Raw genomic sequence first — 23,921 nt, 5'->3', positions numbered from 1 at the left:
CATGAGATTGCCAATCGCCTCTGAACAAAAAACTCCAGGCGCCTGCGCACCTGGAGTTGATTTCTGATTGGTCTGTTCTGAAGGAAATCGGACCTCTGTCCGAGCGGATCAGTTTTCGATTGGCTGCAATGAAGGCTGTTCTCTTCTTATTGCTCAATCGAAAGATGTAAATTCACCCTTTTCTTCAAATGCCGACCGGATTTAGCTGCGCGGAAACCTGAATTTTCCCGAAGAAATCAGCTGCAGCCGCTSGTCGCRCCGCAWGTGTCRCACTTCTCACAAGTCCCGTTGCGCACCATCGTGAAGTTCTGGCACTCGGAGCACATGTTGCCCGTGTAGCCCTGCATGATCGAGCGGGCGCGGCGTTCGGCTTCCATCTTCTTGGCTTCCGTCTTGGCCGAGGCAGCGTCGGCTGCGGCCTTGTCGGAGAAGAGGGCGGTTGCCTCGGTGCCGGTTTCCTCGATCACCTCTTCGGCGATCTCCTCGGTCAGTTCCTTGGCACGCTCCTCATAGTCGCGCTTGAAGGCGACGATTTCGGAGGTGGAGATGGCCACTGTCGGCTCCAGCTTGCGGGCTGCTGCCCCCGCAAAGGAGGTTACCGAGCCGATCGAGGAGGCGCGGGCAGGGGCTGCCGTTGCCGCGCCCTTGGGCTCGCCGGCCTGGCGTTCGCCGCCGGTGCCGGGAACGAGCGTCGGCTTGTAGCCGCGGGTCCAGCCGGTGGAGAGCAGGTTCGTCTTGCCTTCCTGGATGCCCTTGCCGAGCGCGGTGTTGGAGAAATCAGACGTATCGACATGGGCAAGATCGTGACGGCCGAGATAGGAAACGGCGAGTTCGCGGAACACGTAGTCGAGGATCGACGTGGCGTTCTTGATCGCGTCGTTGCCGATGACGATGCCGGCAGGCTCGAACTTGGTGAAGGTGAAGGCCTCCACATATTCTTCCAGCGGCACGCCATATTGCAGGCCAAGCGAGATGGCGATGGCGAAGTTGTTCATCATCGCACGGAAGGCGGCGCCTTCCTTGTGCATGTCGATGAAGATCTCGCCGATACGGCCGTCACCGAATTCGCCGGTGCGCAGGTAGACCTTGTGACCGCCGACGGCAGCCTTCTGGGTGTAGCCCTGACGGCGGTTCGGCAGCTTCTCGCGCTCGCGGGAAACACGCTCGATCACGCGCTCGATGATCTTCTCGGTGACCGTCACGGCCTGGGCCGCTGCCGGCTGCTGGATCAGATCCTCAAGCGCATCCTCATCGTTATCGTCCTCGATCAGCGAGGCGTTGAGCGGCTGCGACAGCTTGGAGCCGTCACGGTAGAGGGCGTTTGCCTTCAGGCCAAGCTTCCAGGAAAGCATGTAGGCGTTCTTGCAGTCCTCGACCGTTGCCTCGTTCGGCATGTTGATCGTCTTGGAGATCGCGCCGGAGATGAAAGGCTGGGCAGCCGCCATCATGCGGATGTGGCTCTCAACCGAGAGGTAACGTTTGCCGATCTTGCCGCAAGGATTGGCGCAATCGAAAACCGGCAGGTGCTCGTTCTTGAGGAAGGGTGCACCTTCCAGCGTCATTGCACCGCAGACGTGGATGTTGGCAGCCTCGATGTCCTTCTTCGAGAAGCCGATATGGTCGAGCAGGCTGAAGCTCATGTCGCTGAGCTGCTCGTCGGAGACTTTCAGGGTCGTCTTCAGGAAGTCGGCGCCGAGCGTCCACTGGTTGAAGACGAACTTGATGTCGAAGGCGCTCTTGAGAGCAGCGTTGACAGCTTCCACCTTCTCGTCAGTGAAGCCCTTGGCCTTCAGTGTCGAGGGGTTGATGGCCGGCGCCTGGTTCAGGTTGCCGTGGCCGACTGCATAGGCTTCGATCTCGGCGATCTGGCTTTCGGAATAGCCGAGCGTGCGCAGCGCATCCGGAACGGCGCGGTTGATGATCTTGAAGTAGCCGCCGCCGGCCAGCTTCTTGAACTTTACCAGAGCGAAGTCAGGCTCGATGCCGGTCGTGTCGCAATCCATGACGAGGCCGATCGTGCCGGTCGGTGCGATAACCGAGACCTGCGCGTTGCGGTAGCCGTGCTTTTCGCCGAGTTCGAGCGCCTTGTCCCAGGCAGCCTTCGCATGGGCGACGAGATCCTGGTCCGGGTTTTCCGAATGGATCAGCGCGACCGGGTTGACCGAGAGGGCCTCATAGCCGGTGTTTTCGCCATGGGCGGCGCGGCGGTGATTGCGGATGACGCGCAGCATGTGCTCGCGGTTCGGTGCGAAATTCGGGAATGGCCCGAGTTCGGCAGCCATCTCGGCAGATGTCGCATAGCAGACGCCGGTCATGATCGCCGTCAGTGAGCCGGCAATGGCGCGGCCCTCGGCGCTGTCATAGGGGATGCCAGTCGACATCAGCAGGCCGCCGATATTGGCGTAGCCGAGGCCGAGCGTGCGGTATTCGTAGGAAAGCTCAGCGATGCGCTTCGACGGGAACTGCGCCATCATGACCGAGACTTCGAGCACGACGGTCCACAGACGAACGGCATGTTCGTAGTCGCCGATATTGATGCGCTTGGTTGCCTTGTCCTTGAACTGCAGCAGGTTCAGCGAGGCGAGGTTGCAGGCTGTGTCGTCGAGGAACATGTATTCCGAGCACGGGTTCGAGCCGCGGATCGGGCCGCCGGCCGGCGAGGTGTGCCAGTCGTTCATCGTCGTGTTGAAGTGGATGCCCGGATCGGCCGATGCCCAGGCGGCATAGGAAATCGTTTCCCAGAGATCGCGGGCCTTCAGCGTCTTCATCACCCGGCCGTCCTTGCGGGCGGTCAGGTTCCAATCGCCATCTTCTTCGACAGCGCGCAGGAAGTTGTCCTTGATCGAGACGGAGTTGTTGGAATTCTGGCCGGAGACGGTGAGATAAGCTTCCGAATCCCAGTCCGTGTCGTAGGTCTTGAACTCCATGTCCTTGTAGCCCTGGCGGGCAAACTGGATGACGCGCTGGACGTAGTTTTCCGGAACCTGGTCCTTCTTGGCAGCGCGGATTTCGCGCTTCAGGGCAGGGTTCCTGGTCGGGTCGAAGCAGTCACCGTTGTCGCCTTCGCAATTGACGCAGGCCTTCATGATCGCCTTCAGATGCTGGGCGACAACCTTGGAGCCGGTCACGAGGGCAGCAACCTTCTGCTCTTCCTTGACCTTCCAGTTGATATATTCCTCGATATCGGGATGGTCGATGTCGACGACAACCATCTTGGCCGCGCGGCGCGTGGTACCACCAGACTTGATGGCGCCAGCAGCGCGGTCGCCGATTTTCAGGAAGCTCATCAGGCCGGAAGAGCGGCCGCCGCCGGAAAGCTTTTCGCCTTCGCCGCGCAGCATGGAGAAGTTGGAGCCGGTGCCGGAACCGTACTTGAACAGGCGCGCTTCACGCACCCAGAGGTCCATGATGCCGCCTTCGTTGACGAGGTCGTCTTCAACGGACTGGATGAAGCAGGCATGCGGCTGCGGATGCTCGTAGGCAGACTTGGACTTGGTGATCTTGCCGGTGAAGGGATCGACGTAGAAGTGGCCCTGTCCGGGACCATCGATGCCGTAGGCCCAGTGCAGGCCGGTGTTGAACCACTGCGGGGAGTTCGGGGCAACGCGCTGCGTGGCGAGCATATAGGCAAGCTCATCCTTGAACGCTGCTGCATCTTCCTCGGAAGAGAAATAGCCACCCTTCCAGCCCCAATAGGTCCAGGTGCCGGCGAGGCGATCGAAGACCTGACGCGCATCGATTTCCGAGCCGGTCTGTTCGTCCTTCGGCAGGTCCTTCAGCGCAGCGTCGTCGGCAACGGAGCGCCACAGGAAGGAGGGGACACTGTTCTCCTCGACCTTCTTCAGGCGGGCAGGGACACCGGCCTTGCGGAAATATTTCTGTGCCAGAACGTCGGTGGCGACCTGGGAAAACTGCGCGGGAACTTCAATGTTTTCGAGGCGGAAGACGATCGAGCCGTCCGGGTTCTTGATCTCGCTCGTCGCTTTGCGGAATTCGATATCCGCATAGGCGCCCTGACCAGCCTTCGTAAACCGACGTTCGATGCGCATGTTCTTAACCTCTTGTTGGCACCCGAAAGGGCGCAAAATTCCCGTCCGGCTACGCGTTGTCCCTTCGCGCGGCCAGTGCTCGTTCCGTCTTGTGACAGGATTGTCATCCGGAGATGATTTTCCTGTATCTTGTGGTGAGGCTGGCTGCAAACGCTAAATATAGTGTTAACAGCTTATTTTTACCAGTCCCCGATGTCGCTTTTTGAGGCCGGGAATAAGGCGCAGAAATGCCTTCGGATGTCACCGCTCTTGGCGGTCCAACACCCTGATTCTGCGTTCAATTTTCCTTGGAAGAACCGGTCTCGTTACCTCCGGTTCAGTCGCCGCCGCAACATCTGAAACATTAAGTTTGAAACCGCTGATTCCGTCAAGGGGTGGAACGTAACCGATTGCTAACCACAACATCTTGTGGATGGCCTTGTGAAGACTGGGGAAAGTCTGGGGAAGCCTGAAAATACAAGGGCTTGCGCCGCTGCTCGGGCAAGGGAAAGGCCGGAATGTTAAAAAAATCGGCTGCGGCAAAAGTTAGGATGGCTTTTGCGACGCAAATGCGCATGGCGATTCGTTGAAGGAAATCAGCACTTTCTAGAGGGCGTCGATGGCAATCGTGACGGTCGCCGTGCCGATCGGCTTGCCCATCTCGTCGGTGATCACGAAGCTTGCCTGAGTCTCCAGAAGCTGGGTCGACTCGTCGCGCTCGGCCCGGCTGATATAGATCTCCTGCGAACCGCGGGCGAAGGTTTGGAGAAACTTGTCCTCATCGCCCTGCCAGTAATCCGTCGTGATGGTGCTCTGGCCGACATTCAGCCCGTGACAGTCGGTGACGAAGAATTCGAGGATCGTTCCCTGCGAATCATCCTGTTTTGATTTGAGATAATGCGAGACGGATTTCTCCATCAGCGCCTTGACCATCTGGAAATCGCCCTGGGCGACCTCCGCTTGGTAGGTTTCGTCCAGCACTCGCATGTCCATCTCGCTGACATCGCCGAATTTGGCGTTCTGCTCCTCGATTGCCTTCACGACGACCGGCGCCTCGACGATCGGCCGGACGAGCGTTTCGACATATTCACGCACGACGCTGATATAGGCCGGCTCGGCCCCGGCAGGCGTATAAGGAAACAGGCAGCCGATCAGCCCGAGGGCCGCTGCCGTTCGAATCTTGCCCCAGCATGCCATTGCGCTTCCCCAACCGCATTCAGCCCCACTTTACATCCGGTCTTTACGACCGGTAGTTGCCTGACGTTATGCTAATAAAATAAAATGGACGTTACCGAGCAGGGGCTGGAATCCGCTATCGGGGAGACAAATATTGGGACAATTTTCGGTCGTAAAACCGGAGGTTGCTCGCGTCGGCAGCTGTTAGCCGCGAGCACCCTTGGCGATCGGCTCCTGGTAGGTGAAGCCCATATCCCAGGGGAAGTAGATCCAGGTGTCCTGGCTGACTTCGGTGATAAAGGTGTCGACCGTCGGCACGCCCTTGGGTTTGGCGTAGACGCAGGCAAAATGCGCATTCGGCAGCATGCCGCGCACTTGGGCGGCTGTCTTGCCGGTATCGGTAAGGTCATCGACGACGAGTACGTCTTCACCGCCGTTTTCCATCAGTTCAGGCGCGATGCCCTTGAGCAGCACCATGTCGCCCTGGTTGACGTAGTCATGATAGGACGCGACGCAAACCGTCTCGATGAGGCGGATGTTCAGCTCGCGCGAAATGATCGCCGCCGGAACGAGGCCGCCACGGGTGATACAGACGATCGCCTTGAACTCCTGGCCGAGGCCGGCGAGCCGCCAGGCAAGCGCACGCGCATCGCGGTGGAACTGATCCCAGGAAACGGGAAAGGCTTTATCGGGAAGGGACATCGGGCTGCTCCGCGGCATGAAGAAACGACACGCCGTTTGCCGGCGACCGAGTGAATATCGGCTGGCAAAACGCAAATCGCGCAGCCGGAACTGCGCGATGGATGCCGAAGCCTGATATCATCGGTCGCCGCAATTAGCGGGATTTGGAGGCAAAAGGCAAGAGCGGCCTTAACGCGAGAGCAATGTCAGCGCCGTCATGGAATGCAAAAGCGTCCTTGTCGTACCGCCGAAGATCGCCTGCCAGAGCCAGGAATGCGTGTAGGCGCCCATGACCAGGAGGTCGATGCTGTCGTCCGAAAGCCGGTTCTCGATGACATGTGAGGTGTTCTTGTCGCCGCTTGCGGCGGTGGCAAGCGTCACATTCACGCCGTGGCGGGCAAGCGTTGCGGCGATCTCGGCGCCGGCCATCGTCGCCGATTGTGTCGCTGTCTCGGCCGGATCGACGGAGAAGATTTCCACGGCTTCGGCAGCCTTCAGGATCGGCAGGGCATCGAAGGTGGCGCGCGTCGCTTCCTTCGAGCCATTCCAGGCAATCAGCACGCGCTTGATCGGCTTCGGCTGGCGGATGATGTAAGGGATCATCAGTACCGGGCGTCCGCTTTCGAACAGGAATTCGTCGACATTCACGTGGCTGTCGGAGGGTCTTGCGGGATCGGCCTGCGAGGCGATCAGCAGGTCGGCACTGCGCGCGCTTTCGATCAGCGATCCCGAGCCATATCCCGTCGACGTCGCAAAGGCGCGCCATTCGAAGGAAACACCGGTAGCCTCCGCACGGGCGCGGAATATCCGCTCGACCGCGATAGTCTCTGAATGGGCCATGTCCTGAAGCGCCTGCACGGCGACGGGATCGGGAATTTCCATCGGCGCGACCAGCGGCACGGCGGCAATCGTTTCGGCATGCAGGCCGATCACATGGGCGCCGCTTTCAGCGGCAATGGCAAAGGCGAAATCGGCGACGGCGCCGCTATTGTCTGCTGTATCCAGAATGGCAAGAATGGTTTTATAAGACATATCAATTCTCCTTTGCGGCTGAAATGATGGTCCGCGAGGAAGGGAATGCGCCGGAATGCGCTGCGGTTCCTTGACCATGATCAAGACCGCACACAGTCCTCACGCGTCCGCCGAATGGTTTTCGGCAATGTCCTTCCTGCGTCTGATATCCTCGATCATGGCCCGCACGTCCGCACCTGCAGCCTCGATCACATCCTGCGAGCGGCCGCGCACCACGATCTCCGTTGAAAATTTCTGCCCCACGTAACGCGGATAGGAGCCGATGCTGGTTTCCGGATGCGCTTTCTGGATCGCCGCCAGCGGTGTGCCGATCTCGCCTTCGCCATAGGGGCAGGCGATAGCGAGGGAGAGGACAGGCGTGCCCGTCTTCAGCGTCGGCAGCACATTGTCGACCATGGCCTGGAAGACCTGTGGGACACCCGCCATGACATAGACATTGCCGATGATGAAGCCGGGCGCGGTCGATACCGGATTGGCGATATGGGCAGCACCACGCGGCATGCGGGCCATTCGCTGGCGGGCCTCGGTGAATTCCATCTCCCGGCGCTTGTACATTTCGGCAAGCAGCACCATCGCCGCCGCATCATGCTCGCAGGGAACGCCAAAGGCCTTGGAGACGGCATCTGCGGTGATATCGTCATGCGTCGGCCCGATGCCGCCCGACGTGAAGACATAGTCGTATTTGCCGCGAAGTGCGTTCAGCGCCTCGACGATTGCATCCTCCTCGTCGGCGACGATGCGCACCTCCTTCAGGTCGATGCCCGAAATAGTCAGCATATCGGCGAGATGGCCGATATTCTTGTCCTTGGTGCGGCCGGAAAGAAGCTCGTCGCCGATGGCTAGCATGGCGGCGGTAACGACAGTCTCATTGCTCATGGGGATATTTCCGTGGTGTGAAGCTTGAAAATAGGTAGCGCCGTTTGGCCAGTTTGCAAACGGCAAAGCGAAGCAGCTCAAGGGTCGAAACCGAAACCTCAAGTGAAATTTCGTCTACAGGCGGTGAACAGTGAGTTCTTGCGCGCAGGGCTATATTGAACCGGATGCGCTGGTAGAACGGTCGCGGTTACGAATTTCAATCAATCCTTGATGGAGATAACAATGGCGAAGATTCTCGTCCTCTACTACTCGGCTTATGGCCACATCGAAACCATGGCTTATGCCGTGGCGGAAGGTGCGAAGTCCGCCGGCGCTGATGTCGTCGTCAAGCGCGTTCCGGAACTGGTTTCCGAAGAAGTCGCCAAGGCTTCCTACTACAAGCTCGATCAGGCAGCGCCGATCGCCACCGTCGATGAACTGGCTGACTACGACGCGATCATCGTCGGCTCCGGCACGCGTTTCGGCACGGTCACTTCGCAGATGCGCAATTTCTGGGACCAGACCGGTAGCTTGTGGTTCACCGGCAAGCTCGTCGGCAAGCTCGGCTCAATGTTCACCTCGTCCGCCACGCAGCACGGCGGCCAGGAATCGACGATCCTCGGCTTCGTCCCGACCTTCCTGCATCACGGCATGGCCTATGTCGGCCTTCCCTATGCCTTCCAGGGTCAGATGGGCACGGAAGAAGTCAAGGGCGGCTCGCCCTACGGCGCATCCACCATCACCAACGGCGACGGCTCCCGCCAGCCTTCGGCAATCGAACTCGAAGCTGCCAAGTATCAGGGCGCGCACGTCGCCAAGATCGCTGCAAAGCTCGCCTGAGTTCAATCTAGAACTTTCTACAAGACGGCGGTCCTTTTGGGCCGCCGTTTTATTTTGGGACAGTGTTTACCAGACAGGTTTTTCCGCCACCCACAGAGCCGCGCAAACATTTTCTTGACGAATCCGCCTAAGTCGTTGATCTGGACGGCGCGCGAGCGTGGCGAAACTGGTAGACGCAAGAGACTTAAAATCTCTCGGCCTTAGGCTATACGGGTTCGATCCCCGTCGCTCGCACCATCTTCATAAACGTGTTCGAATGTGCTTGTATAGTGTGGATAAACCATAGGCAGCGCTTGTCTATGGCGTCAGTGCTGCAAAAAATATAGGCACTGTGCGGTTGAGTAAGTGTTGTCTTAGTGGGAGTAAGACGATGGTTTACGACTGGGATGGAGCAAAAACGCGGCGCGTCAGGCTCTTCAAGATGAGTGCCTTTCTACTATTGGGAACGGCGGTGGCAGCAGTGCCGCTATTCTTCTGGGCTTTGCAGTTGCGCGGACTCTAGACAGCTTTGAGGGTCCCGAGCCGGTGCTCACGTGCAAGCAGGTCGCGCTTCCGCTTAAAGCCCCAGCGGTAGCCGGAGATCGAGCCGTCCTTCTTGATGACGCGGTGGCACGGAACGAGGACGGCTATGGGATTTGAAGCGATTGCTTCGGTCACGTCTCGGGCATCGCGCGTGCCCAAATTGGCCGCCAGCGCGCCATAATTCGTCGTTTCGCCCATGGGTATGGCACCCAGCATCGACCAGACCTTCGTCTGGTACGGAGTTCCGCGCAGATCGAGCGGAATATTAGGATCAAAGCCAGGGTCCTCGATTGCCTGCTCCACCTTCACAAGGACGTCGCCGAGATCCGTCTGGCCGTCAATGACCTCGTCTTCCGGGAAGCGTAAGCGCAAGGTGTCCTCCATTGCGGAGCGCTGCGAACTGAACTCCAAGGCGACGATCCCCTTGTCGGACATGGCAACCATGAAGTCGCCGAGGGAGCTGATCCCCCATGCAAAGCGGATCACTTCGGGCATTTTTGCCTCCTGTGGAACTGTTTGTATTTGAAGAATAGAAGTTTGCTGTGGTGCAGCCGATCCGGATCTTGCTTTCAAATCGGAAAAGGCACGATGCCGCCTGATGGCTCCGGAGGCATCCGCCGTATCCTTACCGCGCATCGTGGAAAATGATCCCGACGGTGTGGCGCATGCCGGTGCGGATGCGGCTTACGCCATGGCGCAGGTTCACGCGGTAATTCCCCTTCGAACCCTGTACCGGCCGGTTATGAACGGCGAACGCAACGGCATCGCCGCGGCGAAGAGGGACCACCTCGACGCGGCTTTGCATGCGCGGCCGCTGTTCGGTCAGCACGAATTCGCCGCCGGTGAAATCCTGGCCGGGCTCAGACAGGAGGATCGCAACCTGGATCGGGAACGCGAGATCGCCGTAGAGATCCTGGTGAAGGCAATTGAAGTCGCCTGGAACATACTGCAGCAGAAGCGGTGTGGGACGCATCTGGCTGGCTTCGTGGCACTGTTCGAGAAAAGACGGATGTGCATCGGGATAGCGTTCGTCGATCCCCATGCGAGCGTTCCACTCGTTGGCGACGCCAGCGAGATGCGGATAGAGCACCGTCCGTAAGCCGCCGAGCAGGCCCGGCAGCGGATACTTGAAATAACGGTATTCACCCTTGCCGAAACCATGCCGAGCCATGTGGATGTGACTGCGGAAGTGGCTTTCGTCCGGATAGAGCATCGCGATGCCGCGGCACTCATCCGGCGAGAGGAGGTTTGGCAGGACGGCGCAACCATAATTGTCGAGATCGCCTGCGAGCGACCGCCAGTCGTAGCTGGCTACGCGTGCCTCCGCGGACATGTCTGCAGCGGTCGGGGAGATAGCCGGGGACGGGAGGCTCATGCTATCGCCTCCTTCCGGAGCAGCTCACGCTTGCGTTCGATACCCCAACGATAGCCCGCGAGATCGCCGTCGCTGCGCACGACGCGGTGACAGGGGATCGCCAAGGCAATGGGATTGGCGGCGCAGACCGCGCCGACCGCGCGCGGCGAGGTCTGTGCGCCAACATGACGGGCCAATTCCATATAGGTTGTCGTCTTGCCTGCAGGGATAGCACAAAGCTCCTCCCAAACACGGCGCTGGAATGGCGTTCCGCGCATGTCGAGCGTGAGATGAAGTCCGTCAGGGGGCTTCTTCACGAAGAGGATTACCTTCGCGAGATCATCGTGGACGGCGATCTCGTTTGCGATAAGCTCGGCTTCGGGAAACCGGTTCGCAAGATCATCCGTGAGATCTTCGTCCATATCGCCGATCAGAATGGCGCAGACGCCTCTGTCGCTGCGAGCAACCAGCACCCGGCCCAGGGCGCATTCGCCGATCGCGTAGTAGAGAATGTCGATGCCGGGATTTGCATTCTTTGCAGCGGGTGCAGGCCGCGAGCTGGTGGTGGAAATCATGAGGTTCATTGAACTAACTCCTTCGTTTGTCCTTATGATCGAAACTATCCGCGCGCCGGCCCGCCCGAACTCCGGTCCTTGCTTTCAAATCGGAGTTCTTCTTTTTCAGCATTGGAAAAAAAGCCGAGTGCCGTTACACCCGGCATCGGTCCAGCGACCGTTGGTCCTCATGCAAGGCGGATGATCACCGTCTTTGCCAGCAGGAACGTCTCTCCTGTCGGGAAACAGAGCCGGATGTCTCCATTGGCGAGCATATCCCATTCAGCAAGGCCATCGGTGACCAGCTGATTGAAATACGCCATCACGAGCGATCTGGCGGGATCGGCATGGAAGAGTTCGTCAAACGCATCGGAAGTGGTGTCGGTACCTGAAAGCTGTCGTCTTTTGTTCTTGGCGTCGAATCCATCGTGCGAGACCATATGAAACGTCCTTGCTCCGGCGCCGAACCACTAGAGCGCACCGCGGAAAGTCAGGTTGATGCGCATGCATCTGACGGTCTCATGATGCCCTTCCTTTATTTCGCCACTCCGTGGCGGGTCCGGCGGGACAATGCCTTCAAACAGATCACACATGATCGGATGACTCCGGACCGGACGCTTCCCGGTCGATCAGAGCGCGCTTGCGCTCGACGCCCCAGGCGTAGCCCGAGAGAGCGCCGTCATTGCGAATGACACGATGGCAGGGAATAGCGACGGCAAGCTTGTTCGCCGCGCATGCTCCGGCAACCGCACGTACCGCCTGCGGCGAACCGATCCGTTGAGCGATTTCGGCATAGGATATCGTCTCGCCAACGGGAATTTCCCGGAGCGCCTGCCAGACACGTTGCTGGAAAGCGGTGCCGCGGACATCAAGGGGGAGATCGAGGCCGACGCCCGGCTTCTCGACGAAACCGACGACGCGCGCGACCAGGGCCTCGTAGTCCCTGTTGGCGCCGACCAGACGAGCCTTCGGAAAACGGTCCTGAAGATCGTGGACGAGCTTGTCCGGATCGTCACCCAAGAGGATGGATACAACACCCTTCTTGCTCGAGGCGACGAGGATGGCCCCCAGCGAAGTCTGCCCTACCGCGAACTTGATCTCTTCGTTGACACCACCGGCGCGATACTGCGATGGCGTCATGCCGAGCATGCCGGTCGACTTCTCATAGAAGCGTCCGCTGGAGTTGAAGCCTGCATCATACATCGCCTCCGTGACGGTATTGCCGGAGGCAAGGCCCTCACGGACCTTCTCAGCGCGATGTGCCGAGGCATAATTCTTCGGTGTCAGCCCGGTCACTGCCTTGAATACGCGGTGGAAGTAACTCGGGCTGCGGCCGACCCTGTCAGCCAGTTCTTCAAGCGAAGGCTCTTCCTCGCTCTCCTCAATGATGCGGCACGCCTTCGCGACAAGGGTCGCGTTCTCGTATTCGAGCGACGGTCTTTCCGGATTGCAGCGCTGGCAAGGCCGGAATCCGGTCGCCCTGGCGCTTTCGATGCTGTCATGGAACTGGACATTCCTGGGATTGGCAATCCTGGAGGGACACGAGGGCCGGCAGTAGACGCCTGTCGTCGAAACTGAATACCAGAGATGTCCGTCGGCAGTCTTGTCGCGCTCGACGATACGCGCCCAGCGAGGATCGTCGGCGACTGACAGGATGGCAGCTTTGTGGGCCGTGGTCATGGTTTTATCGCCTCATATGATTGAAGTGATCGTCCTGCAAAATCCGGTCGGACACACTCCTATTCTTGCCTTCAAATCCAAATAGCAGCCACCCGATTTCATCCGAGAGGAGTGCAGTTGCCGACCGGCGTTGATGCCCTGGTTGGTCAAGAGCATCGGAGTGATGCTGTTCAAACGAAAAAGAGGCCCGCGCTGGAAGCGCGAACCTCATCCGACGACCGAAAGTGAATGGCCACGTGCTATGGGGCGGCACGTAGAATGCTTCGATCAGGCAGCCTTCATCAGCCCGAGCTGGGCGAGGGCGGTTACACCGTCATCGAGACCGATCTCCTCGACGATCCTGCCGTCGATCAGCTTCAGCACCGTAGTGCCGGTGAAGTGCATCTTGCGGCCGGTTGCGGCCGGGAGACCGCCGATCAGGAAGTCGTTGAAGGCTGGACCGGTATGGGTGCCGCCGCCCTCCCACTGGCCGACGACATAGTCGCCCTCGGCAATGAGATCGGCCGTGCCCCAGAAGTTGAGATCGGGAAATGCGGCGCGGAAATCGGTCATGAATGCCTTGATGTCGTCATGGCCGCGGCGGGGTTCGTGCAGCGAGTATTTGAGTAGCATGTCGGGTGCCGCAATCTCGTCGACGACGGCAAGATTGACGTCCTTGCCCCAGAATTCGGTGAACCAGCGCACGACGACGGCCTTGTTGTCTTCTTCCTTGCTCATTGAAATGGATCCTCTGATCTGTTTCGGGAGGATCATCGAAACCGCTCGATGACCTGAGCTTGGGAATAGGTGCGTATCGGCCCTGTGGAACTCCGGTTCTTGCCTCGAAATTAAAAGCATACGGACGACGCCAATGCTGAGGTGCCAACTCGAGCTATTGTGCAACGGCTTCACCGGGAACGGCGRTGGCAGCAGTGCCGCTTTTCTTCCGGGTCTTGCAGCTATGTGGGTTCTAACGTCCCCGCCCGTTGTCAGCGTCTGGCAAATTACGCGGCGGCATTCGCCCCGGTTTTCGCTTCACGCCACTTGTTGAAAGCCCAGCCGGCGGCCAGGCCGAGTGCTGCGCCCGCTGCCTTGACGCCTGCATCATGAAGGCGCGCATGCCGCGTCGGCGACAGGTACTGCAGATATTCGATCCCGACCGCACCGAAGATCAGCAGCACAGCAACCGTTTTCCATTGTTTCGGATAAGCAAGGGCAAAAGCCAGCCCTGCCAACAGGTAAGCCGTGGCACGGTCGATGTCAGGTGTTTCGATCGTGTGGGGTCGCAATTCGATCGGCGAAACTGTGACGAACAGGATGAAGGCGAGAAGAAGCCACGCCAGAAGCTTTGTGATCTTGGATGTCATCGTGTCGTCATATTAGCAATTGCTGTACGCCATCAAGTTAAAAGCCGTCCACGTAACCTGGATCTTGGGCCCAATCTGAAGACGCGCTTAAGGAAGCCTTTCATCGGGCGAACCACAAATGGCGCAAACGGGCTTCTTTCCACAAGCGGCCTGTGTCATAGCGACGTCTGGATTTTTGAAGAATGGACGAACGCCCGTGACAAGACACGATGTCGAAGGCGCAGAAGAGGCAATGCGCAGCCTTTTCCCCGCTACGCCGCTGCAGCTCAATGATCACCTTTCCGCCCGCTACGGTGCCGATATCTGGCTGAAGCGCGAGGATCTTTCGCCGGTGCGATCCTACAAGATCCGCGGCGCGTTCAATTTCTTCCGCAAGGCGATTGCCGAAGGTGCGGGCGGCAAGACTTTCGTCTGCGCGTCGGCCGGCAATCACGCGCAGGGCTTTGCCTTCGTCTGCCGCCATTTCGGCGTCCCGGGTGTCGTCTTCATGCCGGTCACCACGCCGCAGCAGAAGATCGACAAGACACGCATGTTCGGCGCCGGTTTCATCACCATCGAGCTCATCGGCGATTTCTTCGACCAGTGCTACAAGGCCGCCCGCGAYCATGTGGAAGCGATCGGCGGCGTCATGGTGCCTCCCTTCGACCACGTCGATATCATCGAGGGACAGGCGACCGTTGCCGCAGAAATCATGCAGCAGCTTCCCGAAGGCACGGTGCCTGACATGGTCGTCCTGCCGGTCGGCGGCGGCGGCCTTGCCGCCGGCATCACCGGCTATCTCGACGGCATCGTCGCGAAATCCGATTTCGTCTTTTCCGAACCTGCCGGCGCGCCGAGCCTGCGCCGCAGCCTCGAGGCCGGGCAGGTGGTGACCCTTCCCAAGGTCGACAATTTCGTCGATGGCGCGGCCGTCGCCCGCATCGGTGACCTGAATTTCGCAGCCCTCAAAGACTTCTCGGCCGAACAGGTCATGCTGATGTCGGAAAACGCCATCTGCGTCACCATCCAGGAGATGCTGAATGTCGAAGGCGTGGTGCTGGAGCCGGCCGGCGCCCTGTCGCTGACGGCGATCGCCGCCATGGACCGGGAAGCCATCAAGGGCAAGACGATCGTTGCCGTCGTCTCGGGCGGCAATTTCGATTTCGAGCGGCTGCCCGATGTCAAGGAAAGGGCCATGCGCTACGCCGGTCTGAAGAAATACTTCATCCTGCGTCTTGCCCAGCGCCCCGGCGCGCTGCGCGATTTCCTCAATCTTCTCGGACCGCATGACGATATCGCCCGCTTCGAATATCTCAAGAAATCGGCGCGCAATTTCGGTTCGATCCTCATCGGCATCGAAACGACGGACCCGGAAAACTTCGCGACGCTGGTCGCCAATTTCGAACGAGCCGGCATGGGCTTCGAGGACATTACCGAAAACGAGATCCTCGCAAACCTGATCATTTGACTTTGCGTCCACTGCACTGCGTGCTAAAGGCGGATTATGGCTTCGTTCCTTTCAAACATTCTTTCGGTATTCTCCGGCGGCGGCAAATCCTCCACCGAGGCAGCTGCGGGTCCTTCCGGTGAACCGCAGCTCTATGGCGATTGCACCATCTATGCGGAGCCGCAGAAGGAAGGCGGCCAGTATCGTCTAGCGGGCCGCATCGAAAAGAAGGTTGGCGAGGACGTTCTCGTGCGCAAGTTCATTCGCGCCGATCTCTTTTCCTCGTCCGATGATGCGATCGAATGCACGGTGCGCAAGGCGCAACAGATCATCGATCAGCATGGCCCCTCCCTCTTCGGCGATGGCGAGAAGCTTCGGCAGGTCTGAGCGCTCATTAGCCGGACAGGATTTGTTCGATCCGACATTTCCCGTTGTTTTTCAAAACTATGACAGCATTTCCGTGATGGAAATTGCTGCTTTGCTCACCTAATCTTAAAGGATTATGGCGAAGGTGGCGCCTGCAGGTTTTGCAGGGCGCCGCATGTGTTTGAGCTTTCCGGACGACTGACCAGAAGATCCGCTGCGGCGGCTGTGGCTCTCTCGCGCGGTCCTGTTGTAGGCGGAGGACCGTGATGGAGCTCTTGAACTCCGCGCTCTTCATCTTCGAAGCCGTCGGCTATTTCGTGCTGATGGTCAGTCTCCTGCATTTTCGCCAGCGCCTCGGATTGGGCGTCTTCCTGACGGCGCTTGGCGTCATGCATTTCATGGAGACCTATCTCGCTGCGGTCTTCTATGTTTCCCTGCCGTTCGGGAGCGTCTCGCCGGGTTCTTCGATCTTCTTTTCCGGCAAGCTGATGATGATCCTCATGCTCTACCTGCAGGAGGATGCGGCGACCGTCCGCCAGCCGATCTATGGTCTGTTTCTCGGTAATCTCCTGACTGTCGCCATTGCCTGGGTACTGCAGCTTCACCAGCCGCTGGAGCTGTCGCCCGGTCATCCGGCAGACGTCGATTTCCTGAAGGAAATGGGCTGGCTGATGGTGTGGGGAACGGCAGTTCTCTACCTCGACTCGCTTGGCATCATCCTGCTCTACGAAAAGCTTGGCGATTTCATGCGCAGGCGCGTGGTGCTGCGCTTCATGATCTCGGGCCTCGTGGTTCTGACCTTTGACCAGATCTGTTTCTTCAGCGGCCTGCACTATTTCATGGGCGTTCCGATGGCGGCCTTCTGGGCCGGATGGAAAGCCAAGATGCTGGCCGTCTGCCTCTATTCCCTGATGTTTGCCATCTACGAATACCGTATCCGCCGGGCCGGCGTTGCCGCCTCGGCCCGCTCGATCAGCGACCTCTTCGGCGATTTGACATTCCGTGAGCGCTACAACGATCTGCTGGAACGCACCGGCCGCGACATGCTGACCGGCGTCTATGACCGCAGTCGCATGGAGCTGGAGGCACCGCTGATGGTGCGCGAGGCGCTGCGGCAGGGCCAGTATGCGACCGTTCTCATCATCGATGCTGACCATTTCAAGGACGTCAACGACGGGTTCGGCCATCTGCAGGGCGACGAGGTTCTGAAGGCCATTGCCTCGAGGCTCGGAACGACACTCCGCTCCAGCGACCGTATCTTCCGCTTCGGCGGCGAAGAGTTTGTTGCCGTTTGCCCCGGTACTGGCCATGAGGAGGCATTGCTGCTCGCCGAGCGCCTGCGTTGGACGATTGTGACCAGCGTGAAGACGCCTGATGACACTTCCGTATCTGTGAGCATAGGTGTCGCAACCGCCGACGAAGATGGGGACAGCTTCACGACTGTGCTTTCGGCGGCGGACAGCCGCCTCTACGAGGCAAAAAAGAGCGGCCGCAACTGTGTCGTCGGCCGCTCCGGCGTCGTAAAAGTCAGCTAGACCAAGCCCGCTCAGGCAGTGCGGAAGATCTTGGCGCCGGAGGGAGCGCTCGTCATGCCGCCATCGACGGTAATCTCGATCCCCGTGACATTGCTGGAATCATCAGAGGCGAGATAAAGCGCAGCCTTTGCGATCTCGTCTGCTTCGCTCATGCGGCCAAGCGCGCTCATATTCCCGAGCTTTTCCTCCAGTGCCGTCATCGCATCTTCCGTCTGTGCGTAGGGCGACCAGATCGGCGTGCGCGTGCCGCCCGGCGTTACCTGATTGACGCGGATGCCGCGCGGCGCGAGCTCGGAGGCCAGATTGCGGGTCATGGAGCGCACGGCGCCCTTCGTGGCGGCGTAGGCCGACCAGCCCGGCGCACCGAGAACGGCGTGGACGGAGCCGTTGAGAATGACCGAAGCGCCATCGTTCAGATGCGGCAGTGCGGACTGAACCGTGAAGAAGACCGAGGTCAGGTTGGTGCTGATGATCTTTTCGAACTGTTCCAACGAGGTCTGGCCGAGCGGTGTTGCGCCGCCGATGCCGGCATTGGCAAAGACGATATCGAACTTGCCGACATCAGAAGCAGCCTCGGCGAAGATCTTTTCCGCTGCCGCGACGTCCGTGAGATCGATCTTCAGCGCCAGCACATCGCCGCCGAGCGCCTTCTTGGCCGCTGCGAGCGTTTCCGGGTTGCGGCCGGTGATGATGACCTTCGCGCCTTCGGCGACGAAGACCTTGGCGGTGGCAAGCCCGATACCGCTGTTGCCGCCGGTAATCAGCGCGACCTTGTTCTTGAGACGCATGGGAATGGCTCCTATTGGAAAATACCTCGATCTGGATTATGATCGATATCTACAAGGATTATGATTGCAATCCACTTGAGTCAAGTCCGTATGTCGGGAGATTTTCAATGGGCCACTCGCAACTCGAAAAGCAGAAGACGCACGACAGGATCGTCGAGATTGCTTCCAGGCGCCTGCGGGAGAGGGGGCTCGAGGGTATCGGCGTCGCCGATCTGATGAAGGAGGCCGGGCTGACGGTCGGTGGCTTCTATAAGCATTTTGCATCACGCGATGACATGGTGGCCGAAGCCATGAAGCTGGCTTTCGGGTCCTGGGAAGCGAAAGTGCGTTCGCAGGGCAGGGCGCCGGCAGATATTCCGATGGCGGAATATTCCGCCAATTACCTCAGCGAGGTCCATCGCGATGACGTAAGCGGTGGCTGCCCCTTTGCCGCGTTGACCGCCGACCTTGCCCGCAGCGGCGAGAAATGCCGCTCGCTTGCGACCGACCAGCTGAAGACGAATCTTGGAAACATGACAGGCCGCATGAACGCGGTCGACGAGGCTGACGCACGCCGCAAAGCAATCATCGTTTCGTGCCTGATGACGGGTGCGGTCGGCCTTGCACGCATTGCCGACGACGAAAAACTCTCTGAAGAAATCCTGGAAACGGTCCGGTCCTTCGTCGATGGTTTCTCGGCAAAATGAAAGGGCCGGCTTGCGCCGGCCCCCTCGAGTGGAACTTTTGAATTTGCAGGTTAGGCAGCGAGAGCGAGTTCCTCGACGCGCGACTTGGCGGCGCCGATGGCCTTTTCCGCAGCTTCCGGGCCGAAAGCGAGGCCTTCGACATAGATGGTTTCAATGTCGGTAATGCCGAGGAAGCCAAGAACCGACTTCAGGTAAGGGACGGCATGGTTCATACCGGCAGCCGGACCCTGGGAATATACGCCGCCGGAAGCGAGGACGACATAGACCTTCTTGCCGGTGGCGAGGCCGACCGGGCCGCTTTCGGTGTACTTGAAGGTGAGGCCAGCGCGGGCCACATTATCGATCCAGGTCTTCAGCGAAGAATAGATGTTGAAGTTGATGAGGCCCGTGCCGATGACGATGCTGTCGGCTGCGAGCAGCTCGTTGACGAGTTCGTCGGAAGTCTTGACGGCAGCAGCTTCCTGGGCGGTGCGGGCTTCCGGCGGCTTGCGGATGGCGGCGGTGAAGAGATCGTCAATGTGCGGCAGCGGGTTGGCGGCGAGGTCGCGGCGAACGACGACGCTACCGGGGTTCTGAGCCTTGAGCTTATCGGCGAGTTCAACGGCGATCGACGTGGAAAGGGACTCTGAACGCGGGCTGGACGTCAGAAGAAGAATGGAAGACATGGTTGAATTTCCTCTCGAATTGCGGTTCAGCAGCCGGTTGGGAGCGTGGGCCGCTGTGTTCGAGACAAGAAATAAGGCTGGCCAAGTATCGAAAAAACTGGGATAATGTCGATCAAAATTATCGATGGATTGGATGGAAGATGCTTCCCAACCCGACACTGGATCAATTGCAGGTTTTCCTGACGGTTGCCGAAACCGGCAGCTTTTCGGCCGCTTCGCGTGTGCTGAACCGCGCACAATCGGTCATCAGCTATACGATCGCCAATCTGGAAGCCCAGCTTGAAGTGCCGCTCTTCGAGCGCTCCGGCGCCCGCCAGCCGAAGCTGACGGATGCCGGCAAGGCGATGCTTGAAGACGCCCGCCGCCTGATGGCTGACCTCGAAGTCATGCGCGCCCGCGTGAAAAGCATGAAGCAGGGGCTGGAAGCTGAGCTTTCTCTGGCGATCAGCGTGATGGTGCCAGCCAATGCCGTCATGATGGAGCTGCGCGAATTCCGCGAGAAATTCCCCAGCGTTGCGCTCAACCTCAATGTCGGCGAGCTCGGCATGGTCATGGACATGGTATTGAGCGACAAGGCCGACATCGGCATTGGCGGCGCGCTCGTGAGGCAGGAAGATTCGCTGATAGCTGAAAAGATCGGCTATTCCTTCATGGTTCCTGTCGTCGCGCCCGATCATCCGCTGGCGCGTATCGAGCGGCCCCTGACGCTGGCCGATGTACGTGAAGAGATCCAGCTCGTGGTCTCCGACGCCTCCGGGCTTACCAAAGGGCGGGATTTCAATGTTCTGTCTTACAGGACATGGCGCGTCAGCGACATTGCGACCAAGCATCAGCTCATCAAGGGTGGTCTTGGCTGGGGTGGCTTGCCGGTGTCTCTCGTCGGTGACGATATCATGAAGGGCAATCTGGTCGCCATCAAACTGGAGGCCTACGAACAGGGCGAATACCCGATCTACGCCATGCGCAAGGCCGCCAACCCGCCGGGTCCTGCCGGCCAGTGGCTGATCGAAGCCTTCCGCCGGCGACTCTCCATGTGCCCGAGCCATGGCGAACTCATCAACATGCTGGGCATCGACGGACTGCACGCCATTCGCGAGGCTGCGGAATAGCCGCACAGTTGACGGGTTTCCGGCCTTTGCTATAACGGCGTCACGGTCTGCAGTTCACCGAGGCGTCGCCGTCCCGCAAGGGAAGCTAAACCTGCTTTAGAAAGATCATCAGCACTTGTCCTGTGCCGAAGTCGAAAGCCGGCGACCACCGACACCTTTTTCAGGGAACGGCGCGTTGAGGATAAGACGTGACCAGATCTATCTTTCCAATGGAAATCGCCGATCTTTCGGCTTTTGCCAAATCTCTCCGCAAGCAGATCGAAGTGCTCGCTGACAGGCCGAGCCATGTCGAGATGCTCAATCTGCTGACTCGCGCGGCGGGTTATCGCAACTACCAGCATTTCCGCAGCGTGGCGCACTCCGCCGAAGTGCTGAAGGACTGGAGCCTGAAGCTGGATCCCCAGCCTTTGCCGGACGAAGACCGAGTGCTGAGGGCATCGCGCCATTTCGATGGCAATGGTCGACTGATCCGCTGGCCGGGCAAGAGGGGGCTGCAGGAGCTTTGCTTATGGTTCCTGTGGTCGAAAATACCGGCGAATACGGAACTGACGGAGCGCGAAATCAGCGACTTGCTGAGCCGCCTGCATCTCTTCGGCGATGCGGCACTGCTGCGCCGCGAGCTTTTCGATTCCGGGCTTGTCCACCGCACCCGCGATGGCAGGCAATATCGCCGGATCGAAAAGAAGCCGCCGGCCGAACTCGGCTTGCTTCTTCGTCGCATCGAAGCTGAGGCCGAAACTGCTTGAGCAAAAGGGGCGCGGTTGAAGAAACCGCGCCCCTGCGGCTTTAGAGAACCAGCCTGAACTTCGCGAAGCCCTCGGTGCCTTCGCCGGCATCCTCGATCTTCACGCTCTTGACGTCGGCGAGATACTGTTTGGCTTTCGGGCCGCTTTCGAACACGACGGTCGTGCCGGGCAGGGGCTTGAAGGTCCAGTTGCCGTCGGCGGACGGGTTGATCGTGCCCTGATCATGGACATAGCGGACGATGACGTCGCGATTGGTGTCCGGCGCTTGGAAGATCACCTTGTCGGAGGCGATTTCCGGGAAGCTGCCGCCGCCACCGGCACGATAATTGTTGGAAACGACGACGAACTTCTGGGCCGGATCGATCGGCTTGCCCTTAAAGGCAAGGTTCTGGATTCGGTTGGAGTCCGGATTGACGGCCTTGCCCGACGAATCATATTTCGGCGGTTGCGACAGATCGATCTGATAGGTCACGCCATCGATCACGTCGAAATTGTAGGATGGGAAGTCGTTGTTGAGGAGAGCCGCATCCTTCGCGCCGGGCTCGATGTGGTTGAACATGCCGGCGGACATTTCCAGCCAGTTCTTCACCTGCGCACCGGTGATGGCGACCGCTTGAACCGTGTTCGGATAGAGGTAGAGGTCGGCGACATTCTTGATGGCGATATCGCCGGCCGGAACATCCGTATAGTAGTCCGCGCCGCCACGGCCGCCGGCCTTGAAAGGGGCTGCGGCGGAAAGAACCGGCAAATCCTTGAATTGCGTATCGGCCAGCATCTGCTTGATGTACCAGGTCTGAGCCTGCGAAACGATCTGCACGGAGGGATCGTCGGCAACGAGCGCAAAGTAGGAATAGAGCGGCGCGGAGGTCTTGCCGACAGGCGTGCGGACATAGGCAAGCGTTGCCTCGTGCTCTGCCTTGGCGGCCTCGACCACTTCTTTCTTATCGGTGACGTCGGCAACGACTTTCTTCTTGTCGTCGCGATGGTAGATGGGCCGTGCTTCGGAGGTGAAGGCGACGATTTTCCAGCTGTTGCCATCCTTCTCCAACAGCAGGTCGATCAGGCCGAGATGCGAACCCCAAAAGCCGGCCATGACGGCGGGCTTGCCATGTAGCGTACCCTTGACCGGATCGGCATCGGTTATGCCATCCCAGGTTTTCGGGCCGGGGAAGACCAGATGCTGGTGGCCGGTGAAGATCGCGTCGATACCCTCGACGGCAGCAAGATGCAGCGAGGCGTTTTCCATCTTCTCGGATGGGCCTGAGCCATCGATGCCGGAATGGGACAGGGCGATGATGATATCGGCGCCGGCTTCCTTCATGGCGGGCACCCAGGCTTTGGCGGCCTGAACGATATCGCGCGTCTGCGCCTTGCCTTCGAGATTCTTGATGTCCCACAGCATGATCTGCGGCGGTACGAAGCCGATGAAGCCGATCTTGACCGGGCTTTCATTGCCGGCGCCGTCCTTGATCTGCTTTTCGACGATGATGTAGGGCTTGAAGAACAGATCGTCCTGCTTCGGATCGGAGGCGAGCTGGCCCTTGGTCAGGTTGGCGCAGACGAACGGGAAGTTCGCACCGTTCAGCACCTTGAACATGAAGTCCAGGCCATAGTTGAATTCGTGGTTCCCGAGCGTGCCGACCGTATAGCCGAGCGTGTTCATCGCCTTGACGACCGGATGCACGTCGCCATCCTTCATGCCGTGCTGATAGGCCATGTAATCGCCCATCGGATTGCCCTGCAGCACGTCGCCATTGTCGATCAGCAGCGAGTTGACGGCTTCCGCGCGAATCGTGTCGATGATCGTTGCCGTGCGCGACAGGCCCATCGTGTCATTCGGCTTGTCGGCATAATAGTCATAGGGGAGGACGTTGACGTGGATGTCGGTCGTTTCCATGAGCCGCAGATGCGCCTGGTTTGCGGCAGCGCGGGCGCTGAACGGGTGCAGCAGCACCAGAGCGGAAGTGGCGGCAAGACCGCCAAGCAGGGAACGACGGCTCATTGCAGGCACATCGAGAATGGAAGGCATGGAAACACTCCTTTTGACATCATGCATCACCCGGTTCGATGAACTTAGGATGATTGGCAAAGGAGTACATCGCGAAAATGACAGAATGGCAAAAACGATGCCGCCAAAGCGGCACCGCTCTGGAAAGCTTTACCGAACGCGTGGCACTTCGCGATGGAAGAAGCGGAAATAGGAGGCAATGAGCGCGCGGGCATTGGAATTCACGTCGAACTGGATGCCGACACGACCATTATGTGTCCAGCGGATGACGCCTTCGAGCAGGCCGAGATTTTCGGCTTCGATGCGGACCTTACTGCCCGAGGCCGCATGAAGCGGCGCTTTGACTTCGAGTGCTGCACCCGTAGCAGAAATATCCAGGATGCGGGCATCTACCTGGTTGTTCAGATAACGGATCTTGCCAAAAACGCGGCAGCTCCTGCGGTCGGCCTTGCGGGCCGTGATCTTGAGATTGCGTATCATGCTTATCCCCGTGACGAATTCGGGAGGAGCATAGGCAGCGAAGA

General features: G+C 59.3%; 22 protein-coding genes, 1 tRNA gene and 1 pseudogene. 8 read left to right on the top strand and 16 right to left on the bottom strand.

What is annotated here, in order from left to right; genetic code table 11:
- Window positions 1–236 precede the first annotated feature (236 nt).
- From AC1DTN_RS22330 to AC1DTN_RS22310, 5 genes are all read right to left on the bottom strand, one after another.
- Window positions 237–4,049: a vitamin B12-dependent ribonucleotide reductase gene (locus tag AC1DTN_RS22330; RefSeq protein ID WP_439014779.1), complete on the bottom strand. Its 3,813-nt coding sequence runs from the start codon at window positions 4,047–4,049 to the stop codon at window positions 237–239.
- A gap of 585 nt (window positions 4,050–4,634) precedes the next feature.
- Window positions 4,635–5,225, bottom strand: a complete 591-nt coding sequence (locus AC1DTN_RS22325; RefSeq protein ID WP_439014780.1) for a hypothetical protein — start codon at window positions 5,223–5,225, stop codon at window positions 4,635–4,637.
- Window positions 5,226–5,408: 183 nt separating this feature from the next.
- Window positions 5,409–5,906, bottom strand: a complete 498-nt coding sequence (gene gpt, locus AC1DTN_RS22320; protein WP_439014781.1) for a xanthine phosphoribosyltransferase — start codon at window positions 5,904–5,906, stop codon at window positions 5,409–5,411.
- A gap of 168 nt (window positions 5,907–6,074) precedes the next feature.
- Window positions 6,075–6,917, bottom strand: coding sequence for a universal stress protein (locus AC1DTN_RS22315; RefSeq protein WP_113324652.1), 843 nt, complete (start codon window positions 6,915–6,917; stop codon window positions 6,075–6,077).
- 99 nt (window positions 6,918–7,016) lie between these two features.
- Window positions 7,017–7,793, bottom strand: coding sequence for a competence/damage-inducible protein A (locus tag AC1DTN_RS22310; RefSeq protein ID WP_439014782.1), 777 nt, complete (start codon window positions 7,791–7,793; stop codon window positions 7,017–7,019).
- A 222-nt stretch (window positions 7,794–8,015) separates the two neighbouring features.
- Between AC1DTN_RS22310 and wrbA the strand changes: the two genes are divergently transcribed.
- Together wrbA and AC1DTN_RS22300 are read left to right on the top strand one after the other, a co-directional pair.
- A complete protein-coding gene (wrbA, locus tag AC1DTN_RS22305) occupies window positions 8,016–8,612 on the top strand; it encodes an NAD(P)H:quinone oxidoreductase type IV (protein WP_007812977.1) in 597 nt (198 codons plus the stop codon).
- A 151-nt stretch (window positions 8,613–8,763) separates the two neighbouring features.
- A tRNA-Leu gene (locus AC1DTN_RS22300) sits at window positions 8,764–8,849 on the top strand.
- Between the two features lie 261 nt (window positions 8,850–9,110).
- Here AC1DTN_RS22300 and AC1DTN_RS22295 read toward each other — a convergent pair.
- The 7 genes from AC1DTN_RS22295 to AC1DTN_RS22265 form a co-directional block, all read right to left on the bottom strand.
- The gene (locus tag AC1DTN_RS22295; protein WP_477922637.1) at window positions 9,111–9,629 is read right to left on the bottom strand and encodes a methylated-DNA--[protein]-cysteine S-methyltransferase; all 519 of its coding nucleotides are present in this window, start codon (window positions 9,627–9,629) and stop codon (window positions 9,111–9,113) included.
- A gap of 130 nt (window positions 9,630–9,759) precedes the next feature.
- A complete protein-coding gene (locus AC1DTN_RS22290; protein ID WP_477922636.1) occupies window positions 9,760–10,509 on the bottom strand; it encodes a 2OG-Fe(II) oxygenase in 750 nt (249 codons plus the stop codon).
- Window positions 10,506–11,072 carry a methylated-DNA--[protein]-cysteine S-methyltransferase gene (locus AC1DTN_RS22285; protein ID WP_439014785.1) on the bottom strand — a complete coding sequence of 189 codons (567 nt, stop codon included), beginning with the start codon at window positions 11,070–11,072 and terminating at the stop codon, window positions 10,506–10,508. Before AC1DTN_RS22285 ends, AC1DTN_RS22290 begins: the two co-directional genes overlap by 4 nt.
- Window positions 11,073–11,230: 158 nt before the next feature.
- Window positions 11,231–11,482, bottom strand: a complete 252-nt coding sequence (locus AC1DTN_RS22280) for a hypothetical protein (protein ID WP_113324657.1) — start codon at window positions 11,480–11,482, stop codon at window positions 11,231–11,233.
- Window positions 11,483–11,627: 145 nt separating this feature from the next.
- Window positions 11,628–12,722, bottom strand: coding sequence for a bifunctional DNA-binding transcriptional regulator/O6-methylguanine-DNA methyltransferase Ada (gene ada, locus AC1DTN_RS22275; protein ID WP_439014786.1), 1,095 nt, complete (start codon window positions 12,720–12,722; stop codon window positions 11,628–11,630).
- Between the two features lie 267 nt (window positions 12,723–12,989).
- Entirely contained in the window at window positions 12,990–13,439 is a 450-nt protein-coding gene (locus AC1DTN_RS22270) for an ester cyclase (protein WP_113324659.1), read from the bottom strand.
- Between the two features lie 266 nt (window positions 13,440–13,705).
- Window positions 13,706–14,068 (bottom strand): VanZ family protein, encoded by a 363-nt coding sequence (locus AC1DTN_RS22265; protein WP_113324660.1) that lies wholly within the window; start codon window positions 14,066–14,068, stop codon window positions 13,706–13,708.
- A 196-nt stretch (window positions 14,069–14,264) separates the two neighbouring features.
- Here AC1DTN_RS22265 and ilvA point away from each other — a divergent pair, with 196 nt between their 5' ends.
- The 3 genes from ilvA (at window position 14,265) to AC1DTN_RS22250 (ending at window position 17,395) form a co-directional block, all read left to right on the top strand.
- Window positions 14,265–15,515, top strand: a complete 1,251-nt coding sequence (gene ilvA / locus AC1DTN_RS22260) for a threonine ammonia-lyase (protein WP_477922631.1) — start codon at window positions 14,265–14,267, stop codon at window positions 15,513–15,515.
- A gap of 36 nt (window positions 15,516–15,551) precedes the next feature.
- Window positions 15,552–15,881, top strand: a complete 330-nt coding sequence (locus tag AC1DTN_RS22255; RefSeq protein WP_007812996.1) for an HlyU family transcriptional regulator — start codon at window positions 15,552–15,554, stop codon at window positions 15,879–15,881.
- Between the two features lie 242 nt (window positions 15,882–16,123).
- Complete coding sequence (locus tag AC1DTN_RS22250; protein ID WP_439014789.1) at window positions 16,124–17,395, top strand: GGDEF domain-containing protein; 1,272 nt, start codon at window positions 16,124–16,126, stop codon at window positions 17,393–17,395.
- An 11-nt stretch (window positions 17,396–17,406) separates the two neighbouring features.
- Here the strand turns inward: AC1DTN_RS22250 and AC1DTN_RS22245 are convergent, their stop codons facing one another.
- A complete protein-coding gene (locus AC1DTN_RS22245) occupies window positions 17,407–18,183 on the bottom strand; it encodes an SDR family oxidoreductase (RefSeq protein WP_113183270.1) in 777 nt (258 codons plus the stop codon).
- Between the two features lie 107 nt (window positions 18,184–18,290).
- Between AC1DTN_RS22245 and AC1DTN_RS22240 the strand changes: the two genes are divergently transcribed.
- The gene (locus tag AC1DTN_RS22240) at window positions 18,291–18,869 is read left to right on the top strand and encodes a TetR/AcrR family transcriptional regulator (protein ID WP_439014790.1); all 579 of its coding nucleotides are present in this window, start codon (window positions 18,291–18,293) and stop codon (window positions 18,867–18,869) included.
- Window positions 18,870–18,919: 50 nt separating this feature from the next.
- On the opposite strand, the gene AC1DTN_RS22235 is transcribed toward AC1DTN_RS22240, so the two are convergent.
- Window positions 18,920–19,534 carry an FMN-dependent NADH-azoreductase gene (locus tag AC1DTN_RS22235; protein WP_113325199.1) on the bottom strand — a complete coding sequence of 205 codons (615 nt, stop codon included), beginning with the start codon at window positions 19,532–19,534 and terminating at the stop codon, window positions 18,920–18,922.
- Between the two features lie 140 nt (window positions 19,535–19,674).
- Here AC1DTN_RS22235 and AC1DTN_RS22230 point away from each other — a divergent pair, with 140 nt between their 5' ends.
- Entirely contained in the window at window positions 19,675–20,643 is a 969-nt protein-coding gene (locus AC1DTN_RS22230) for a LysR family transcriptional regulator (protein ID WP_310383073.1), read from the top strand.
- 188 nt (window positions 20,644–20,831) lie between these two features.
- Window positions 20,832–21,389: a DUF2087 domain-containing protein gene (locus tag AC1DTN_RS22225; RefSeq protein WP_439014791.1), complete on the top strand. Its 558-nt coding sequence runs from the start codon at window positions 20,832–20,834 to the stop codon at window positions 21,387–21,389.
- A 40-nt stretch (window positions 21,390–21,429) separates the two neighbouring features.
- Here the strand turns inward: AC1DTN_RS22225 and AC1DTN_RS22220 are convergent, their stop codons facing one another.
- Window positions 21,430–23,418: a bifunctional 2',3'-cyclic-nucleotide 2'-phosphodiesterase/3'-nucleotidase gene (locus tag AC1DTN_RS22220; RefSeq protein WP_439014792.1), complete on the bottom strand. Its 1,989-nt coding sequence runs from the start codon at window positions 23,416–23,418 to the stop codon at window positions 21,430–21,432.
- 144 nt (window positions 23,419–23,562) lie between these two features.
- Window positions 23,563–23,877, bottom strand: a pseudogene (locus AC1DTN_RS22215) (PilZ domain-containing protein); the annotation flags it as partial.
- Window positions 23,878–23,921 lie beyond the last annotated feature (44 nt).

The organism is Rhizobium sp. 01T444, assembly GCF_056398305.1.
The sequence above is the reverse complement of the archived record's forward strand: the minus strand, read 5'-3'. Positions and strand labels throughout refer to the sequence as shown.

Excerpts from the sequence above, each read along its gene's own strand:
- AC1DTN_RS22325 (WP_439014780.1), bottom strand. The coding sequence starts at position 5,225 with ATGGCATGCTGGGGCAAGATTCGAACGGCAGCGGCCCTCGGGCTGATC.
- gpt (WP_439014781.1), bottom strand. The coding sequence starts at position 5,906 with ATGTCCCTTCCCGATAAAGCCTTTCCCGTTTCCTGGGATCAGTTCCAC.
- AC1DTN_RS22315 (WP_113324652.1), bottom strand. The coding sequence starts at position 6,917 with ATGTCTTATAAAACCATTCTTGCCATTCTGGATACAGCAGACAATAGC.
- AC1DTN_RS22310 (WP_439014782.1), bottom strand. The coding sequence starts at position 7,793 with ATGAGCAATGAGACTGTCGTTACCGCCGCCATGCTAGCCATCGGCGAC.
- wrbA (WP_007812977.1), top strand. The coding sequence starts at position 8,016 with ATGGCGAAGATTCTCGTCCTCTACTACTCGGCTTATGGCCACATCGAA.
- AC1DTN_RS22295 (WP_477922637.1), bottom strand. The coding sequence starts at position 9,629 with ATGCCCGAAGTGATCCGCTTTGCATGGGGGATCAGCTCCCTCGGCGAC.
- AC1DTN_RS22290 (WP_477922636.1), bottom strand. The coding sequence starts at position 10,509 with ATGAGCCTCCCGTCCCCGGCTATCTCCCCGACCGCTGCAGACATGTCC.
- AC1DTN_RS22285 (WP_439014785.1), bottom strand. The coding sequence starts at position 11,072 with ATGAACCTCATGATTTCCACCACCAGCTCGCGGCCTGCACCCGCTGCA.
- AC1DTN_RS22280 (WP_113324657.1), bottom strand. The coding sequence starts at position 11,482 with ATGGTCTCGCACGATGGATTCGACGCCAAGAACAAAAGACGACAGCTT.
- ada (WP_439014786.1), bottom strand. The coding sequence starts at position 12,722 with ATGACCACGGCCCACAAAGCTGCCATCCTGTCAGTCGCCGACGATCCT.
- AC1DTN_RS22270 (WP_113324659.1), bottom strand. The coding sequence starts at position 13,439 with ATGAGCAAGGAAGAAGACAACAAGGCCGTCGTCGTGCGCTGGTTCACC.
- AC1DTN_RS22265 (WP_113324660.1), bottom strand. The coding sequence starts at position 14,068 with ATGACATCCAAGATCACAAAGCTTCTGGCGTGGCTTCTTCTCGCCTTC.
- AC1DTN_RS22255 (WP_007812996.1), top strand. The coding sequence starts at position 15,552 with ATGGCTTCGTTCCTTTCAAACATTCTTTCGGTATTCTCCGGCGGCGGC.
- AC1DTN_RS22245 (WP_113183270.1), bottom strand. The coding sequence starts at position 18,183 with ATGCGTCTCAAGAACAAGGTCGCGCTGATTACCGGCGGCAACAGCGGT.
- AC1DTN_RS22240 (WP_439014790.1), top strand. The coding sequence starts at position 18,291 with ATGGGCCACTCGCAACTCGAAAAGCAGAAGACGCACGACAGGATCGTC.
- AC1DTN_RS22235 (WP_113325199.1), bottom strand. The coding sequence starts at position 19,534 with ATGTCTTCCATTCTTCTTCTGACGTCCAGCCCGCGTTCAGAGTCCCTT.
- AC1DTN_RS22230 (WP_310383073.1), top strand. The coding sequence starts at position 19,675 with ATGCTTCCCAACCCGACACTGGATCAATTGCAGGTTTTCCTGACGGTT.
- AC1DTN_RS22220 (WP_439014792.1), bottom strand. The coding sequence starts at position 23,418 with ATGCCTTCCATTCTCGATGTGCCTGCAATGAGCCGTCGTTCCCTGCTT.